Annotated in this window: 16 protein-coding genes and 1 tRNA gene; 11 read left to right on the top strand and 6 right to left on the bottom strand. The window is 71.2% G+C overall.

Features of this window, described 5'->3' with window-relative positions:
* The first annotated feature begins 64 nt into the window (after positions 1-64).
* Positions 65-829: an IclR family transcriptional regulator gene (locus AB0K60_RS25980; RefSeq protein WP_364060169.1), complete on the top strand. Its 765-nt coding sequence runs from the start codon at positions 65-67 to the stop codon at positions 827-829.
* Between the two features lie 6 nt (positions 830-835).
* Here AB0K60_RS25980 and AB0K60_RS25985 read toward each other — a convergent pair whose 3' ends face one another.
* From AB0K60_RS25985 to AB0K60_RS25995, 3 genes are all read right to left on the bottom strand, one after another.
* The gene (locus tag AB0K60_RS25985; protein ID WP_364060172.1) at positions 836-1429 is read right to left on the bottom strand and encodes a cupin domain-containing protein; all 594 of its coding nucleotides are present in this window, start codon (positions 1427-1429) and stop codon (positions 836-838) included.
* Between the two features lie 108 nt (positions 1430-1537).
* Positions 1538-2725 carry an MBL fold metallo-hydrolase gene (locus AB0K60_RS25990; RefSeq protein WP_364060175.1) on the bottom strand — a complete coding sequence of 396 codons (1188 nt, stop codon included), beginning with the start codon at positions 2723-2725 and terminating at the stop codon, positions 1538-1540.
* Positions 2718-3428, bottom strand: a complete 711-nt coding sequence (locus tag AB0K60_RS25995; RefSeq protein ID WP_364060178.1) for a methyltransferase domain-containing protein — start codon at positions 3426-3428, stop codon at positions 2718-2720. Before AB0K60_RS25995 ends, AB0K60_RS25990 begins: the two co-directional genes overlap by 8 nt.
* Before the next feature lie 144 nt (positions 3429-3572).
* On the opposite strand from AB0K60_RS25995, the gene AB0K60_RS26000 reads away from it, so the two are divergent.
* The 4 genes from AB0K60_RS26000 to AB0K60_RS26015 all read left to right on the top strand — a co-directional run bounded on the left by AB0K60_RS26000 (position 3573) and on the right by AB0K60_RS26015 (position 7273).
* Positions 3573-4766 carry a sensor histidine kinase gene (locus AB0K60_RS26000; RefSeq protein WP_364060181.1) on the top strand — a complete coding sequence of 398 codons (1194 nt, stop codon included), beginning with the start codon at positions 3573-3575 and terminating at the stop codon, positions 4764-4766.
* A complete protein-coding gene (locus AB0K60_RS26005) occupies positions 4763-5422 on the top strand; it encodes a response regulator transcription factor (protein ID WP_364060184.1) in 660 nt (219 codons plus the stop codon). Before AB0K60_RS26000 ends, AB0K60_RS26005 begins: the two co-directional genes overlap by 4 nt.
* 130 nt (positions 5423-5552) lie before the next feature.
* The gene (locus tag AB0K60_RS26010) at positions 5553-6536 is read left to right on the top strand and encodes an ABC transporter ATP-binding protein (protein WP_364060188.1); all 984 of its coding nucleotides are present in this window, start codon (positions 5553-5555) and stop codon (positions 6534-6536) included.
* Positions 6533-7273: an ABC transporter permease subunit gene (locus tag AB0K60_RS26015; protein ID WP_364060191.1), complete on the top strand. Its 741-nt coding sequence runs from the start codon at positions 6533-6535 to the stop codon at positions 7271-7273. The genes AB0K60_RS26010 and AB0K60_RS26015 overlap by 4 nt, the downstream gene beginning before the upstream one ends.
* Positions 7274-7306: 33 nt before the next feature.
* Here AB0K60_RS26015 and AB0K60_RS26020 read toward each other — a convergent pair whose 3' ends face one another.
* A complete protein-coding gene (locus AB0K60_RS26020; RefSeq protein WP_364060194.1) occupies positions 7307-7663 on the bottom strand; it encodes a metalloregulator ArsR/SmtB family transcription factor in 357 nt (118 codons plus the stop codon).
* A gap of 438 nt (positions 7664-8101) precedes the next feature.
* Here AB0K60_RS26020 and AB0K60_RS26025 point away from each other — a divergent pair, with 438 nt between their 5' ends.
* A complete protein-coding gene (locus tag AB0K60_RS26025; protein ID WP_364060197.1) occupies positions 8102-9997 on the top strand; it encodes an NAD(P)-binding protein in 1896 nt (631 codons plus the stop codon).
* 50 nt (positions 9998-10047) lie between these two features.
* Here the strand turns inward: AB0K60_RS26025 and AB0K60_RS26030 are convergent, their stop codons facing one another.
* Positions 10048-10860 carry an SDR family NAD(P)-dependent oxidoreductase gene (locus AB0K60_RS26030; RefSeq protein ID WP_364060199.1) on the bottom strand — a complete coding sequence of 271 codons (813 nt, stop codon included), beginning with the start codon at positions 10858-10860 and terminating at the stop codon, positions 10048-10050.
* A 113-nt stretch (positions 10861-10973) separates the two neighbouring features.
* Here AB0K60_RS26030 and AB0K60_RS26035 point away from each other — a divergent pair, with 113 nt between their 5' ends.
* The 4 genes from AB0K60_RS26035 to AB0K60_RS26050 are packed head-to-tail and all read left to right on the top strand — an operon-like array spanning position 10974 to position 15019.
* Positions 10974-13694 carry a nitrate- and nitrite sensing domain-containing protein gene (locus AB0K60_RS26035; protein WP_364060202.1) on the top strand — a complete coding sequence of 907 codons (2721 nt, stop codon included), beginning with the start codon at positions 10974-10976 and terminating at the stop codon, positions 13692-13694.
* Positions 13691-14098, top strand: a complete 408-nt coding sequence (locus AB0K60_RS26040) for a roadblock/LC7 domain-containing protein (RefSeq protein ID WP_364060205.1) — start codon at positions 13691-13693, stop codon at positions 14096-14098. The genes AB0K60_RS26035 and AB0K60_RS26040 overlap by 4 nt, the downstream gene beginning before the upstream one ends.
* Positions 14095-14463 carry a DUF742 domain-containing protein gene (locus AB0K60_RS26045; protein WP_364060208.1) on the top strand — a complete coding sequence of 123 codons (369 nt, stop codon included), beginning with the start codon at positions 14095-14097 and terminating at the stop codon, positions 14461-14463. Before AB0K60_RS26040 ends, AB0K60_RS26045 begins: the two co-directional genes overlap by 4 nt.
* Positions 14444-15019, top strand: a complete 576-nt coding sequence (locus tag AB0K60_RS26050; RefSeq protein ID WP_364060211.1) for an ATP/GTP-binding protein — start codon at positions 14444-14446, stop codon at positions 15017-15019. Before AB0K60_RS26045 ends, AB0K60_RS26050 begins: the two co-directional genes overlap by 20 nt.
* A 187-nt stretch (positions 15020-15206) precedes the next feature.
* Here AB0K60_RS26050 and AB0K60_RS26055 read toward each other — a convergent pair whose 3' ends face one another.
* Complete coding sequence (locus AB0K60_RS26055; protein ID WP_364060214.1) at positions 15207-15779, bottom strand: HD domain-containing protein; 573 nt, start codon at positions 15777-15779, stop codon at positions 15207-15209.
* 321 nt (positions 15780-16100) lie between these two features.
* Between AB0K60_RS26055 and AB0K60_RS26060 the strand changes: the two genes are divergently transcribed.
* Positions 16101-16173 (top strand) — tRNA-Arg (locus AB0K60_RS26060).
* The last annotated feature ends 371 nt before the right edge of the window (positions 16174-16544 follow it).

Below are 16544 nucleotides of genomic sequence, written 5' to 3' on the forward strand. Positions count from 1 at the left end.
GTCGGACCGCCCGCGGGCAACGAACGCGTCCCGCGTGGCGGGACGCACCTCGTAAAGTGTGGGCGTGACCTCCTCCGACGGCTCCTACCTGCACCGGGTGGCGGCGGTGCTCGACGCCTTCCGGGCCGAGGACGACGAGGTGAGCGCGGCCGAGCTGGCGCGCCGTACCGGGCTGCCGAAGTCGACCGTGCACCGCATCGTGCTCGCGCTGATCGAGGAGGGGCTGCTGGAGCGGCGCGGCCAGGAGGTACGGCTCGGCCTGAAGCTGTTTGAGATCGGCCAGCGGGTGCCGCGGCAGCGGGTGCTGCGGGATGCCGCTTTGCCGTACATGTCGGATCTGCGGGAAGCGACGCGGCAGACGATCCACCTGGCCGTGCTGGAGGGCTCCGAGGTCGTCTACGTCGAGATCCTGCGCTCCTCCGGCGGCCCGGACATGCCCTCCCGCGTGGGCGGACGGCTGCCCGCCCACGCCACGGGGGTGGGTAAAGCGATCATGGCGTTCTCGCCGCCGGAGGTGGTGCACCGGATTCTGGACGGCGGGCTCGCCCGGGTGAGCGAGCGCACCATCACCGCTCCGGGCCTGTTCGTCAAGGAGCTGGACCGGATCCGCCGCGACGGCGTCGCCTACGACCGGGAGGAGTCCGGTCACGGGATCGTCTGCGCGGCGGGCCCGGTGCTCGGGCGGGACGGCGAGGTGCTCGGGGCGCTGTCGGCGTCCGGCTGGTCCGCTCGCATGCGCCTGGACCGCGTCGCGCCCGCCGTGCACACCGCCGCGCTCGCCCTGTCCCGTACGCTCGGCGAGCCGGGCCGGGCCCGGATGCGCGGCTGACCGGGGTCAGGAGGGGCGGGTGCCCCGGACGTGCGGGGTGAGCTGCTGGATGTCGTGCTTGAGCCCCAGCTCGATGATCGCGTCGTGGTCGGGCGGTCCCGGACGGGACAGCAGTTCGGTGAGCTCGGCGAGATAGTGCTCATGGCCGACCGGGGTGACCATGAAAATCATCTTTGTCGGGGTCGTGGTGGGGTTGGCGAAGGAGTGCGGGCAGCCGGCCGGGACGTGCAGGACGCAGCCCGGGCCGCCGCGCAGGACGCGCTGCCCGTCGGCCGACTCCCACGCGCGCCAGTCGCCCACCGGCCCGTCCTTCGGGTGGAAGGCGAGGAGGTCGAGCTCGCCGTCGATGATGTAGAACAGCTCCTCGGCCGTGTAGTGGTAGTGCGCGCCGACGTCGAAGCCCGGCGGGACCGTGGCCTCGAACATCGACCAGGTGGGCGAGAGGTCCGCGCCCACGCGCAGGGTGAGGCCGGAGCCGCCGATGCGCCGACCGGTCTCTTTCGGGAGGATCCGTCCGTTTGTCATGTCGCCTGCCTTCCAGGGGCCGTACGCCCCGTGCGCCGGGGCGCGGCGGTCGCCGCGCCCCGGCTCCCCGTCCACAGCAGTTACCTTATATAAGGAAACTTACATCGTGAATCGGCGAAGTGATCGGCCATACCGGCAATTTGTGTCCATCCGGCCTCTTGGCCAGGGGCGTCACGGCGAGTCCTACGAGCGGATGGAGTCGCTGCCCGCGGCAGGCTTGCAGGACCTGACCCGGGGGTGATATGCCGCGACGGCTCCTCCGGCGGTCACGGCGCGGCGGCGCGGCAGCGGCGCGGGGGACGGACACGGCCATCCGCCGAGCGCCCCACCGGCCGCCCCGCCGGTCGCCCCACTGGCCGCTCTGCCGTACCCGATGACGGTCGGCCGCGCCGGGACGCGCCTGAACGTGGCGTGATCGCGCGTCTGTGGGGCGGAGCGCGCGGGCAGCACCCGGCTCTCGCCGATGCCGAGCGCCCACAACGCGGAGAACGGCCGCCCCGCGCGCCGCCAGGCCCACACGGTCTCGTGCAGGGGCGCGAGCAGGGGCTCGTTGCCCAGCACGAGGGTGCCCCAGTGCACCGGGAGCATCCGGGGCGCGCCGACGTCGAGGCACGCCTGCACGGCCTGCTGCGGATCGACGTGCGCGGAATTCTGGAACCAGCGCGGCCCGAAGCTGCCCGTCGGCATGACGGCCAGATCGATGCCGGGCAGCCGGTCCCGGATCTCGCGGAACCAGGGCCCGTAGGCGGTGTCGCCCGCGTGGTAGACGCGATGGTACGGCGAGCCGATCACCCAGCCGCCCCACAGGCTGGCGTACAGGGTGAACGGGTTGCGGCCCGACCAGTGGTGGGACGGGACGAAGGTGAGGTCGAGGCCGCGTACGGTCACCCGCTCCCACCAGTCGAGCTCGAACACCTCGGTGAACCCGTTGCGGCGAAACCAGGAGCCGACCCCGGCGGGAACGCAGACGGGGGTGTCGCGCGACAGCCTCAGCAGGGTGGGCCGATCGAGGTGGTCGCTGTGGTCATGTGTGATCAACACGACGTCGACGGCGGGCAGCAGGTGCCAGTCGAGGCCCGGCGGGGTCAGCCGGGGCCGGGCGCCGAAGATCTTCCGGCTCCACAGCGGATCGATCAGCACGGTCCGGCCGCCGGTGCGGATCAGCGTGGTCGCGTGGCCGATCCAGGTCGCGGACGACTCGCCCGGTGCCAGCCTGGGCAGCGGCGACCGGCGCACGGGGATGCGGCCGGCCGCGCTCAGGTCGCGCAGCGCCCACCCGCCCTGGAGGGCGAGTTTGACCAGGTCGGTGAGGCCGGGCAGATCGTGCGTGCGGCGGTCCCTGAACCGGGGCGACGGGCGCCGCTCACCCATGGCCGCCCGGCCGGTCGCCCGCGATCGTGCCCGCCGGGCCGGGCCCGGCCGCGCCCGCGTCCACCTCGACCGAGGCGGCGGGGGCCGTGCCGACGACCTCGCCGCCGTTCCCGCCGTGGTGGCGGGGGCGGGCGCAGACGTACAGCAGCGCGGGCGGGACGTTGCCCCACACCGGCCGCGTCGTCGCGACCTCGCCGAACGCGGACGCGAGCCGCCGCCGGAAACGCCGGGCGTTCGGGAACGGCCACGCGGTGAGGGTGAGCACCGTGCAGAACGTCCCGCCGGGGGCGAGCAGCGCGGTGATCTGCCGCAGCAGCCGGGCCTGCGCGGCGTCGTCGAACAACGTCCAGGGCAGCGTCGAGACGATGACGTCGGCCTGACGCACCCCCTCCGCGCGCATCAGGTCGCCCAGCCGCATGGCGTCGCCGTGGATGATCTCCAGCCAGGGCCGGGTCTCCCGCAGGTGGCGTACCATCTCGCCGCTGTACTCGACCGCGAGGAGGCGGCCGTCGACGGGCAGCCGGGAGCGGATCTGGTCGGTGATCACACCGCCGCCCGGGCCGAGCTCGACCACCAGGGGGCTGCCGGTGGTGGGCACGGGCACGGCGGCGCGCTTGGCCAGGGCCTTGGAGCTGGGGGCAATGGCGCCGAGTTCTTTGGGACGGCGCAGAATTGCGGCCAGGAAGGTCCGCGTGTCGCTCATGAACACTCCGGAGAGTCGGGGCCTCGCCACTCGACATCGATACTTGACTCCATTGTCACCCCACGGGTCAGAGTTTAGGTTTGTCCTTTGCCCGCGCAATAGGGGGTAAAACAAATCGGTAGGCGAACGGCGTACTGTCGAGTCATGCGGTTCCAGGGAGCACGCGGATTCTGGCGGGCCTTCCGGCGTCCCCGGGTTCTGGACATCACGCTGGTGGCGCTGCTTGAGCTGTTCGGTCTCATTGCGATCGTAGCCGCTGCGAGCGGGAACGCGACGATCCTTCCGGTCGTCGCGCTTCTCATGATCTCCTCGGTCTTCCTGCTGGCCCGGCGCAAGCACCCGTTCATCGTCACCGCCATCGTCATGGGCGCGGACCTCGTCTCCACCGCCATCTCGATAACGTTGAGCGGCTTCGGGCACGTGTTCGCGCTTTACAGCGTGGGGCGGTACGCCTCCGGCGTCCGGGTCTGGGTGACCACCGCCGTCGCCGCGATCGCCTACGGGGGCACCGTCGCATTTGTCACCGGCGACATCGTCGGTGAGGGCATCGCCGGCGCGCTGGGCCCGCCGATATACGTCGGTCTCGGGCAGTTGTTCCGGCTCCGGCACGAGCTGCGGGAACGCCGGATCCGGGAGCGGGCCGAGCGGGCGGTGCAGGCCGAGCGGCGGCGCATCGCGCGGGAACTGCACGACGTGGTCGCCCACCACATCAGCGTGATCAACGTACTGGTGGGGGCGGGCCGTACCACGATGACCACCGATCCGGAGCGGGCGCAGGAGGTGCTCGTCACCGCCGAGCGCACCGCCCGCGAGGCGATGACGGAGATGCGGCAACTGCTGCACGTGCTGCGCGCCGAGGACGCCGACGAGCCGGACAACCACGCCGGCGTCGGCACGGCCGCCCTGCCCGCCCTGGTCGAGCAGTCGACCCGGTCCGGGATCCCGGCCCGGCTGGAGGTCACCGGGGAGGCGGCGCCGCTGCCCGCGACGATCGACCACGCCGTCTACCGCATCGTGCAGGAGGCGCTCACCAACACGCGCAAGCACGCCCCGGGCGCACGGGCGAGCGTACGGCTCGCCTACCTCGACGAGGCGGTGGAGGTGGAGGTCCTCGACGACGGCAGCGCCGCCCCCGGCGGCCACGACCCCGGCTACGGCCTCGGCGGCATGGCCGAACGGGTCGCGCTCTGCGGCGGCCAGCTGCAGACGGGCCGGCGGCCCGAGGGCGGTTTCCGGGTGCACGCCCGCATCCCGGTCCCCGCCGACATCCGCCCCACCCTGCGCGACGTCACCGCGAACACGGCAAACTCGGGCGTGAAGGAAGGAGACCCCGCGTGATCACGGTGCTGCTCGTCGACGACCAGGCTCTGGTGCGCACGGGGTTCCGGATGATCCTCGACGCCCAGCCGGACATGTCCGTCGTGGGCGAGGCCGCCGAGGGCGAGGAGGCGGTACGGCTCAGCCGCGAGCTACGGCCCCAGGTGGTGCTGATGGACGTGCACATGCCCGGCGTGGACGGCGTCGCGGCCACCGAGCGCATCACCCGCGAGGCCGCCGAGACGCGGGTGCTCGGGCTGAGCACGTTCGACCTGGACGAGTACGTGGTGGCGATGCTGCGCGCAGGCGCGTCCGGCTTCCTGCCCAAGGACATCTCGCCGGAGGAGCTGGTGGCGGGCGTGCGCATCGTGCACCGGGGCGAGTCCGCGGTCGCGCCCCGGCTGCTCACCCGCCTGATCGGCACGTTCGTGCGGGCCGCGCCGCGCCCCCCGGCGGTCGCCGCGCCGAGCGTCGACGGCCTCACCGAGCGGGAGCGCGAGGTGCTGGTCCTGATCGCCCGCGGCCACTCCAACGGGGAGATCGCCGAGCAGCTCGCGGTGTCCCCCTCGACCGTGAAGAACCACGTCACCAGCCTGTTTTCGAAGATCGGCGCCCGGGACCGGGCGCAGGCGGTGATCGCGGCGTACGAGGCCGGACTGGTCACGCCCCGGAGCTGAGCGACGGGCCGGGGTCCCCGGTTCCTAGGGCCACGCTCCTAGACGGCGTCCCGCCCCGGCTCGGGCTCCCAGCGTCGGAACCGCTCTGCGGCAGGAGGAAACCGGGGGTCGCGGCGGCGACGCTTGAGGCATGATCGAGGCTACTTCACTGACCAAGCGGTACGGCGCGACCGTCGCCGTGGACGGCCTGTCCTTCACCGTCAAGGGCGGCCAGGTGACGGGCTTCCTGGGGCCCAACGGCGCGGGCAAATCAACGACGATGCGGATGATCCTGGGGCTCGACCGGCCCACCGAGGGCTCGGTGACGATCGACAGCCGGCCGTACGAGGAACTGAAGCACCCGCTGCGGAAGATCGGCACGCTGCTGGACGCCAAGGTGGTCCACGGCGGCCGTACGGCCCGCAACCACCTGCTGTGCCTGGCGCAGGCGAACGGCATCCCCGCCCGGCGGGTCGAGGAGGTGCTCGACATCGTCGGCCTCACCGAGGTCGCCAAGCGGCGGGTGGGCGGCTTCTCGCTGGGCATGTCGCAACGGCTCGGCATCGCCGCCGCCCTGCTCGGCGACCCCGAGATCCTCATGTTCGACGAGCCGGTGAACGGGCTGGACCCCGAGGGCATCCTGTGGATCCGCACGCTCATGCGCGGCCTGGCGGCAGAGGGGCGCACCGTCTTCGTGTCCAGTCACCTGATGAGCGAGATGGCGCAGACCGCCGACCACCTGATCGTGATCGGCCGGGGGCGGCTCATCGCCGACACCGGCACGCAGGAGTTCATCGCCCGCAGCTCCCAGCGGTACGTGCGGGTGCGCGCGGGCGATCTGCCCCGGCTCGCGGCGCTCGTCGAGCGGCTCGGCGGCGCGGCGAAGGCGGAGCCGTACGGCGACCACCTGCGCGTCACGGGCGCGTCCGCGCCGCAGATCGGCGAGGCGGCGGCGGCCGCCGGGGTGGCCCTGCACGAGCTGACCACGGTGGAGCCGTCGCTTGAGGCGGCCTTCATGGAGCTGACCCGGCAGAGCGCCGAGTTCCCGGCACACAGATTCTCGGCGGACAGATTCTCGGCGGACAGGTCCCCGGTGCGGGAGTACGAGACGGAAGAGATGGTGATGGGCCGATGAGCGACGTGCTGCGCTCCGAGTGGACCAAGATCCGGTCGGTGCGATCGACGATGTGGCTGCTGGCCGCCACGCTGGTCGCGATGTTGGGGCTCGGCGGGCTCCTGTCTGCGGCGGCGGTCGCCAACGACGGCATCGGGCTGGATCCCGCGAACGCCAGCCTGGCCGGCACGTCGATCGCGTCGATCCTCATGGCGGTGCTCGGCGTCCTGGTGATCAGCGCGGAGTACCGCACCGGGTTGATCCGCACCACGCTGCTGGCGGTGCCGCGGCGGCTGCGGATGCTCGCCGGAAAGGCGATCGTGCTCACCGCCGTCGTCCTGACCGTGTCGCTGGTCGCCTGCTTCGGCGCGTTCTTCCTCGGTCAGGCGATCTTCGGAGGTGAGGGGACGACGCTCGGCGAGCCGGGCGTGCTGCGCGCGGTCGTCGGGTCCGCGCTGTACATCACGGCGTGCGCGTTGTTCGGGCTGGGGCTCGGCGCGTTGATCCGGCACACCGCGGGCGGGGTCGTCGCCGTCTTCCTCTTCATCGTCGTGCTCCCGGGGATGGCCCAGCTGCTGCCCGGCGCGTGGGGCGACCAGGTCTACCGCTTCTTCACCACGAACGCGGGGGTGCAGATCTCGTTGACCGAGCCGCTGCCGGGTCAGCTCGGCCCGTGGACCGGGTTCGGCGTCTACTGCGCGTGGATCGCGGTCTCGCTGGTCGCGGCGGGCGCGCTGCTACGGCGGCGGGACGCCTGAGCCGGGCGGATGGGGCCTCGCGGGGGCGGGCTCTCAGGTGGTGGTGGCGGCGGCCGGCTCGGCGAGCGGGGTGAACAGAGCGCCGAGCCGGGCCACCCGGTCCGGGATGACCCAGTAGTAGACCCACGTGCCGCGCCGCTCGGAGCCGATCAGGCCGGCGGTGCGCAGCACTTTGAGGTGGTGGGAGATCGTGGGGGCGGTGAGATCGAAGGCGGCGGTGAGGTCGCAGACGCAGACCTCGCCGTCCGGGGCGGAGCCGATCATGGAAAGCAGGCGAAGCCGTACCGGGTCGGCGACGGCCTTGAGCAGCGGCGCCAGCTCGGCGGCATCCGCCTGGGTGAGGGGCGCGCTCGCGATCGGAGCGCAGCACCGGGCGGCGGTGGTGGCCATGACAGCTCCTATTCGAGACTCATCTAAATCTTATCCGCCTCTTCTCCTGATCTTCCTCTGGTCGGTGGCGGGACGTCGCCGGGCGTTCTTGACGCGGGTACGGCGGGGCGGGCCGGCGGGACCGGTCGGGGGCCGATTGGGGGTCGGCTGAGGTCAATGGGGGCCGATGGGGGGATCGCCCGGGCCCCGCGACCCCCGCAGGGCACCGGGCGACCATTTGTAGTGAGACGCCTGATTCGCCGGTTGATACATACGGATCGGGGATCCAGTGGCACTCGGCATGGCTCCTGGGGGCGGTATGCCGTTGTTATTGGCATTCGGGAGTGCCCATCCCCATGTCAACGGATATGCAAAGAATCGTCGTGGACGCCGGTAGTCGAGGATATTAGATCTGCTATCGCGACGATTATCGCCAATATGGTGGATTCTTCGTTTGGCATGGATCGTCCGATAAGCCGGAGGGATTTCGCGGACGGCGTCGCCCTTGCGGGACTGGCGGCGTGGGCCGCGGGCGGGTGCGCCGGGCCGTACGAGCCGGACTGGGGTGAGGCGTGGGGCGACCTGGGCGAGGCCGCCGACGCCTATCCCCCGGCGTGGCAGGGGCTCCAGGGGGACACGGCGGACGCGATGGCGGTGCCGGACGCGCTGCACGGCCGGCGGTTCTGGCGGCACGCGGGCGTTCCGCGGCCGACCGGGGAACGGTACGACCTCGTGGTGGTCGGGGCCGGAGTCAGCGGCATGACGGCCGCGTACCGGTGGTGGAGCCAGGATCCGGACGCCCGGATCCTGGTGCTGGACAACCACGACGATGTCGGCGGGCGGGCCCGGCGCAACGAGTTCCGGCCCGCCGGGCGCGCGGGTCCGCTCGTCGGGTACGGCGGGCCGCCTTCCGCGCCCTCTCCGCCGTCCCCGTGCGACCGTGAGGCCGCGGGACTGCTCGCGGGACTGCTTGCGGAGGCGGGCGTCGGGCCGGGCGCGTTCGACGGGAGGGCGCGTTATCGGAAGCTGGGAATGCGGGACGGGGTCTTCTGCGACCGCGAGAGCTTCGGGACGGACAAACTGGTCGTTCTCCGGCCTGACTGGATCGGCGAATTGCCGATGACCCATGAGGGACAAGCCGAATTGGCGCATCTTCTCCGTGATGCCCCTGATTGGTTCCCCGGGCTGAGCGAGGCGGAGAAGAAGGGGCGGCTCGCGGGGCTCGGCTACGCGGCGTTCCTGCGCGAGGTGTGCCGGGCGGGCCCCGAGGTGATCCGGTTCTGCCACACGATGCCGGTCCGCGAACGGGCACTCACCTCGGAGCTGATCAGCGCGCTCGACGCCTGGTCGATGGCCGGGCCGCATTCCTTTCCCGGCTTCGGAGGGCTTGGCCTGCGGCGTTCCGCGACGGACCCATCACCCGGCCGGTCATCCGGCGACGTGGGGGACGTTTGGTGTTTGCCTGACGGGGACCACGGGCTGATCCGGCTGATGGTGCGGCGCATGATCCCGGAGGTGGCCGCCGGGGATCCGGCCGAAGACGTCACGCTCGCGCCCTTCGACTACGAGCGGCTGGATCGGCCGGGGAACCGGGTTCGCGTCCGGCTGTCCAGCCCGGCGGTGCTGGTCCGCAACGACGGGTCCGCCGACGCGGCGGCCTCGGCGACCGTGGGGTACTACGACGGCGAGGCCGTGCGAACCGTACGGGCCGGGGCGGTGGTCCTGGCCTGCCCGCACGGCGTCATCCCCCATCTGGTCCCGGATCTGCCGCCCGAGTGGCGCGACGCGCTGGAGCGGACGGTCCGCGCGCCCGTGCTGTGCGCGACGGCGCAGTTGCGGAACTGGCGGAGCTGGCACGCGGCGGGGGTCGATCGGGTGCGCTTCACCGGGGCGTACTGGCCCGACGTACGGCTCGCGCCGTCCCTCGACACCGCGACCTACCGCGCGCCCGCCGACCCCGACGAGCCGATCCTCGCCTACCTGGTACGCCCGGCGGTCAGGGCGGACGCGGGCGCGGACCCGCGGGCCGCCGTCGCCGCGGGGAGACGGGAGTTGACGGCGGTGCCGTACCGGCATCTGGAGTTCACCGTGCGCGAGCAACTCGCCCGGCTGCTCGGCGCGCACGGGTTCGACCCCGCCCGCGACGTCCAAGGGCTGACGATCAACCGCTGGACGCACGGCGTCCCGCTGGGGCCGACCGCCGAGCGCCCCGCGAAGCGCTTCGGCCGGATCGCGATCGCCGGGTCCGACTCCGCGCCGGGGGCGAACGCGGCGATCACGACGGCGATCCTCGCCGTGGACGAGCTCCGGGCCGACCGGCCGGACTCCGCTGCCCGGTCCGGCCAGGGTGTATAGCGGCGTATAGCGGCGTTAGCGGCGTATAGCGGGGCCGGTGGCAGGCAGGGTCAGGCGTACGTGGCGTTCTGGCTGGCGATCCAGAGGCGGCGGGCGAGGTCGGGGTCCGACATGCGGGCGGAGAGACGATGCACGGCGTTCTTCTCGAAGTACCCGCCGGGGTGGGCGGTGCCGTCGGCGTGGGTGGCGAGGTGGACGAGCCGGCCCGCGCCCTCCTCCGGCGGACGGCCGACGCCGGGCACCAGCATGAGGAACTTCATGTAGAGCATGTCAGGAGCGAAGTTTGTACGAATTATGCCCGGATGAAAACATGTGGGGTAAATGTCCTTCTCGCGCCGGGCGAGTTCGGCGGTGAAAAGTACATTGGCCAGCTTGGTGTCCCCGTACTGCAACCAGGCGTTCCACCACCTGCGCGTCCGGTCCAGATCGTCGGGATTCAGCCGCGCGCTCTTGGCCGCCGCCGACGTGGTCGTGACGACCCGCGCCCGCGATTCGCGCAGCCGGTCCAGGAGCAGGGTGGTGAGCAGGAACGGGGACAGATGGTTCACCTGCATGATCAGCTCGTGTCCGTCCACGGTCGTCTGCCGCTTGGGCACCAGCACCCCGGCGTTATTGGCCAGCAGGTCGATGCGCTCGTACCGGCGCAGCAGCTCGGCCGCGAGTTCGCGTACCTCGGCGAAGGACGCGTAATCGCAGGTGAGAATGTCCGGCCGGGATCCGCCCGCGGCCTGCGCCCGATCCGCCACCCGATCGAGTTTCGCCTGGTCGCGACCGACAAGGACGAGGTGGTGGCCACGCGTGGCCAATTCCACAGAGGCGGCCGCGCCGATCCCGCCGCCGGCCCCCGTGATCACACAAATCATCGGTCCCTCCATAGTACGCGAGAACCATATCGGTGCTAACCTTTGTTCGATCTTTCGGAGGTGCATTTATCCCTATAAATGCGGGTTGACCTCCCCGCACCGAGGAGCGGCTCATGGGTTCGAAAAACCGGTCGATTCGGTTCAAGATCTTTATGCTGCTGCTCCTGCCCCTGCTCTCGCTGAGCGCGCTGTGGGGCTTCGCGATGAACCTCACCGTCGGTGACGGCCTGGCCCTGCTCCGCACCAGCACGCTTTACAACACCATCGGCGTCCCCAGCATGGACCTCGGCGTACAGCTCCAGACCGAGCGCACCCTCGCCTCCTCCCTGATCAGCAGCGGAGGCGGCGTCTCCACCGAGATGAGCGCCCAGCGCGGACGCACCGACGTCGCCCTGCGCAAGTTCACCGCGTCCGCCACCGGCGAGGAGGCCTCGGGCGCGATCACCCCGGGCCTCGCCGCCCCGCTCGCCGCCCTGCTGCGGGAACTCGACCGGCTCGACGAGATCCGCGCCGACATCGACTCCCGCGCCTCGGACCGCCTGGCGGCCGTGCAGGCGTACAACCGGATCCTGGATTCGCTGTTCGCCGTGTACGACCAGATCTCGCTCGTCCCCGACATGTCGGTCTACAAGCAGGCCGTCGCCATGCAGGCGATGGGCAACGCCCGAGAGCTGCTCTCGCGGGAGAACGCGCTGATCGCCGGGGCGCTCATCCAGGGCAGGCTCACCTCGGCCGAGCGGGTCGCCTTCAGCGACTGGGTGTCCACCCGCCGCCACCTCTACGAGCGGCAGCTGCCCGCGCTCGGGCCGGAGCTGCGGCGGATGTACGAGCAGGTGCTTAACTCGGCCCCGTACGAGCAGTTCGTGCATCTTGAGGAGGAACTGGTCAGCTCGGCCAGGACCGGCGCGTCGCTGCCGCCGGCCGACCAGTGGCGGCCCCTCGTCGACTCGCTCATGTCGACCATCGACCGCACCAACGCGGACGCCGCCAACCTGCTCAACGCCGAGTCGACGTCGGTCGCCACCGGCATCCTGCTCCGCATCGCCCTCGCCGGCGGCCTCGGCCTCATCGCCGTCATCGCCTCGATCGTGATCTCGCTGCGCTTCGCCCGCCGGCACGTCCGCGACCTCGCCGTACTGCGCAACTCGGCCCTCGAACTCGCCGACGAGCGCCTGCCCCGGGTCGTCGAGCGGCTGCGCCACGGCGCGGACGTCGATGTGAACGCCGAGGCCCCGCCGATCCAGGCGGGGGGCTCGATCGAGGTCGCCGACGTCGGGCACGCCTTCTCCTCGGTGCAGCGCACCGCCGTCGAGGCCGCCGTCGGCCAGGCGAAGCTGCGCAGGGGCATCTCGCAGATGTTCGTCAACCTGGCCCGCCGCAACCAGACCCTGCTCAACCGGCAGCTCCAGCTGCTGGACTCCATGCAGCGCAGGACCACCGACCCCGACGGCCTTGAGGACCTGTTCCGCCTGGACAGCCTCACCACCCGGATGCGCCGCCACGCCGAGAGCCTGATCATCCTGTCCGGCTCCACCCCCGGCCGCGCCTGGCGCAAGCCGGTGCCGGTCGTGGACCTCATCCGCGCCGCGGTGGCCGAGGTCGAGGACTACACCCGCGTCCAGGTCCTCCCCGTCGGCGACACCGCCGTGACCGGCGCCTCCGCCGCCGACCTGATCCACCTGCTCGCCGAGCTGGTCGACAACGCCGCGACCTTCTCCCCGCCGCAGACCACCGTGCAGGTACGCGGCGAGCAGGTCGCCAACGGCTTCGTCATCGAGATCGAGGACCGCGGCCTCGGCCTCTCCGCCGAGGAGTACGGCGCGATCAACGACTCGCTCGCCAACCCGCCGGAGTTCGACCTCGCCGACAGCGACCGCCTCGGCCTCTTCGTGGTGGGCCAGCTCGCCGCCCGGTACGGGGTGAACGTGACCTTGCGGCCCTCGCCGTACGGAGGGACGACCGCGATCGTGCTCATCCCCCGCGCGCTGATCAGCGCCGAGGGCGGCCCCGCCGCGATCGAGGCCCGCCAGACCGGGGAGAACACCTACACCGCGCGGCACATGGCCCCGTCCGCCGACGAGGCCGTCACGACGTTCCGCGCCACGGTCGAGGAGCCCGCCGACGACGCGGCCACGACCGCCGCCTTCGCCGCCACGACGGCCTCGCCCGCACGCGCACGGGACCGCTCACCCGACGACACCCCAGCCGGCACCCAGGTTGGCACGCAGGCCGGCACCCAGGCCGGCGACCAGGCCGACGCCCCGGCCGACAAGGACGCCCCCGGCGCCGACCGCCCCACCAAGCAGCCCACTAAGGAGCCCGCCAAGGAGCGGACCGGCACCGACACCTCACCGTTCTTCACCCCCGCCGCGCTGCGCACCGAACCGGTCCCGTCCTCCGTCGTCCGCCATGATGACGACGACGAGCCCGTACGGCAGGGCCCCAGCCTCACCGTGGTTCCCAACCCCACCGCCAACCCCACCGCCAAGGCCGCGGCCCCGGACGCGCCCACGCCGCCGACCGGCGCCCCCGCCACCGGCCCGTCGCCCGCGCAGCCCGGCCGCAAGCCCGTCACGAACGGCACCTACGCGGGACTGCCCCGCCGGGTCCGCCAGGCCAGCCTCGCCCCACAACTGCGGAACAAGCCCGCACCGCTCTCCGCACCCACGCCCGGGCCGGTGCCGGAGCGCTCCCCTGACGAGGCCCGCGCGCTATTCTCCGCTTTCCAGCAAGGTGTGCGGAGGGGTCGCCTCGACTCGGAAGGGCAGCCGGGCGGGCGCGACCCCGACGATGACTTGGCAAATAAGATCACTGCCGAGAAGGGTACGGAATGACGGGCAAATCGACGTCAAACGGCGAACTGAACTGGCTACTGGACGATCTCATCAGCAGAGTCGGCGCCGTCCGTCAAGCGGTGATCCTGTCCACCGACGGACTCGTGGTCGGCGCCTCTCAGGGGCTCAGCCGCGAGGACTCCGAGCATCTGTCGGCGGTGGCGGCGGGCTTCCAGAGCCTCGCCCGGGGGGCGGGACGGCACTTCGGCGGCGGCGAGGTGCGTCAGACCATCGTGGAGATGGAATCGGCGTTCCTGTTCGTGACGGCGGCCGGGCAGGGCACCTGCCTCGCCGTGCTGAGCGACGCCGACGCCGACGTGGGCCACATCGCGTACGAGATGGCGATGCTGGTCAAGCGGGTCGGGCAGCACATCTCAACCAATCCTCGAGGGAAGATCTCGTGAACAGGCCGGAGTGGCTGGACGAGGATGCGGGGCCGGTTGTCCGGCCGTTCGCTCTGATTCGGGGTCGTACCAGGTCCTCCGGCGATGATTTCGATTTGATCGCACTGGTGATCGCCACCGGCGCGCACGCGCCCGCCGGGGCCATCATCGGCCCGGAACAACAACGAATCCTGGAACTCGCCGAGGGGTACGCCTCGGTCGCCGACGTGGCGTCCGAGATCGATCTCCCTCTCGGCGTGGTCCGGGTCTTACTTGGTGACCTGCAAGACCACGGCCTCATCGAGGTCCGTGCCCCCGCGCAGGTCGCGCCGCTGCCCAGCGAGCGCATTCTCAAGGAAGTGATCAATGGCCTCCGCGCCCTTTGACGACCCGGTCGCGCTGAAGATCCTCGTCGCCGGCGGCTTCGGCGTCGGCAAGACGACGCTGGTCGGCTCGGTCAGCGAGATCCGTCCACTGCGCACCGAGGAACTCCTGTCCGACAGAAGCATCGGCGTCGACGACACCGAAGGCGTCGACAACAAGACGACCACCACGGTCGCGATGGACTTCGGTCGCATCACGATCCGTGACGGCCTCGTCGTCTACCTGTTCGGCACCCCCGGCCAGACCCGTTTCTGGTTCATGTGGGACGAACTGTCCTTCGGCGCCCTCGGCGCGGTCGTCCTCGCCGACACCCGCCGCCTCACCGACTGCTTCCCCTCCATCGACTACTTCGAGCAGCGCGGCACACCGTTCATCGTCGCCGTCAACTGCTTCGACGGCGCCGAACGCCACGAGCCGGAAAACGTCCGCATCGCCCTGGACCTCGACCCCGACGTCCCGGTCATGCTCTGCGACGTCCGCCGCCGCGCCTCGGCCAAGAGCGTCCTGGTAACCCTCGTCGAGCACGCCCTCAAGACCCTCACCGCCAACGCAAGCTGACCCGGCGCGGAGCTCGGCCCCCCTCCCACCGAGCGCCACGACGGCCCCCTGAGCGCGCCTGACAACGCTCTGCCCCCGCCCCGGGGCCGTCCCGCGCCCGGTCCGCGACCCCCCCGCCCCGGCCCCCACCGGACCGCGGCTCACCGACTCACGCCCTCACCGGCTCACGCCCCGGAACCTCACCGGCTCACGCCCCGGAACCGCCGTTGAGCACCCGCGACACCCACTCCAGCGACCCGGTGGCGAGCACATCGTCCGCCAGTCGCTTCGCCGAGGCCGTGGTGAGCGCCGCCAGCGAGCTGTCAATCCACGGCTGCATGTTCTGATGCCCCTGCTCGCGATACTCGACCGCCTGAATCAGGCACTCCAGCTTGTCGGCGTCACGCGCACACACCGCCTCCAACGTGGTCCTGTCCTCGTACTCGCCCACAGCGTCCCGAATCACCCCCGCCACGGCCTCCGGCACATCACGCACCTGATCGGCCGTCACACGCGTGTTGGGCGCCGCCTTCAGGTAGCGCTTGCCGATATAGGGAATGTCGGTGATCCGCGTCTCCTGAGTGTCATGGAACAGGCTCATAAAGGCCGCCCGCTCCGGATCGGCCCCCTCCAGCACCGCAAGCACACCAGCGATGACCGCAGCCCGAAAACTGTGCTCCGCCACACTCTCCGGACTGCTCACCCCGGCCACCAGCCACCCGGTCCGCTTGTACCGCTTGAGCAGGCCGAACTCGTACAGCAACCCCGCCAGCCCAGCCATGTCCCGCTCCATTGGACCCCTCCCCGTCGATCGCGTACGACCCGCGTGCGAAGTAGATGCCCCTGGTCGCCCCCTCAGCAACGCACAAAATCCGACGACCCCGCAGACCCCCCACCCCAACGCCCCCACCCCGCTCCCCTCCATCCCCGCCCCCACCCCCAACGGCACCCCAGATCCGCCCGCACCCTCACCACCGCGCCAGACCCCCCACAACCCTCGATTTGCCGTCCCCCGCCGGACGCAATAAGCTCTGAGCGCGACCTGCGGACGTGCTAACCTTGGTCCCGACCAAGAAACCGCAGGTCAACTAGATGAATACAAGCGGCCGTAGCTCAATGGATAGAGCATCTGACTACGGATCAGAAGGTTAGGGGTTCGAATCCTCTCGGCCGCGCCCAACAAAGCCCAGGTCACCCCATGATGACCTGGGCTTTCTCGTTTGAGAGACGAGCGATGACCGGCTGTGTCCGGTCACGCTCGGGAGTATCCGACTGGTCTTTCCATATGCTTTCCCACCCCCGAGCGAAGGTCTCGCTGATCCGGCGCATGGAGAACCCGTCTTGACCGACGAGGCACTTGGCGTAGGTGCGTAAGACCTCCACGCTGTCGCCTGCCCAGTCCGGTACCTACTTACGCAGGGCGCAGCCGCCGCCCGGATGGCATGATGGTGGACGAGTCAATGCAGCAAACCTCCGGAGTTTCCTGCACGACCGGAGGTTCACTGCAAAAACCGGCCTTACCGTCTCCCCGGAAGAGTCCCTGAAC

The sequence above is a fragment of the Thermopolyspora sp. NPDC052614 genome (assembly GCF_040678635.1).
GTDB lineage: Bacteria > Actinomycetota > Actinomycetes > Streptosporangiales > Streptosporangiaceae > Thermopolyspora.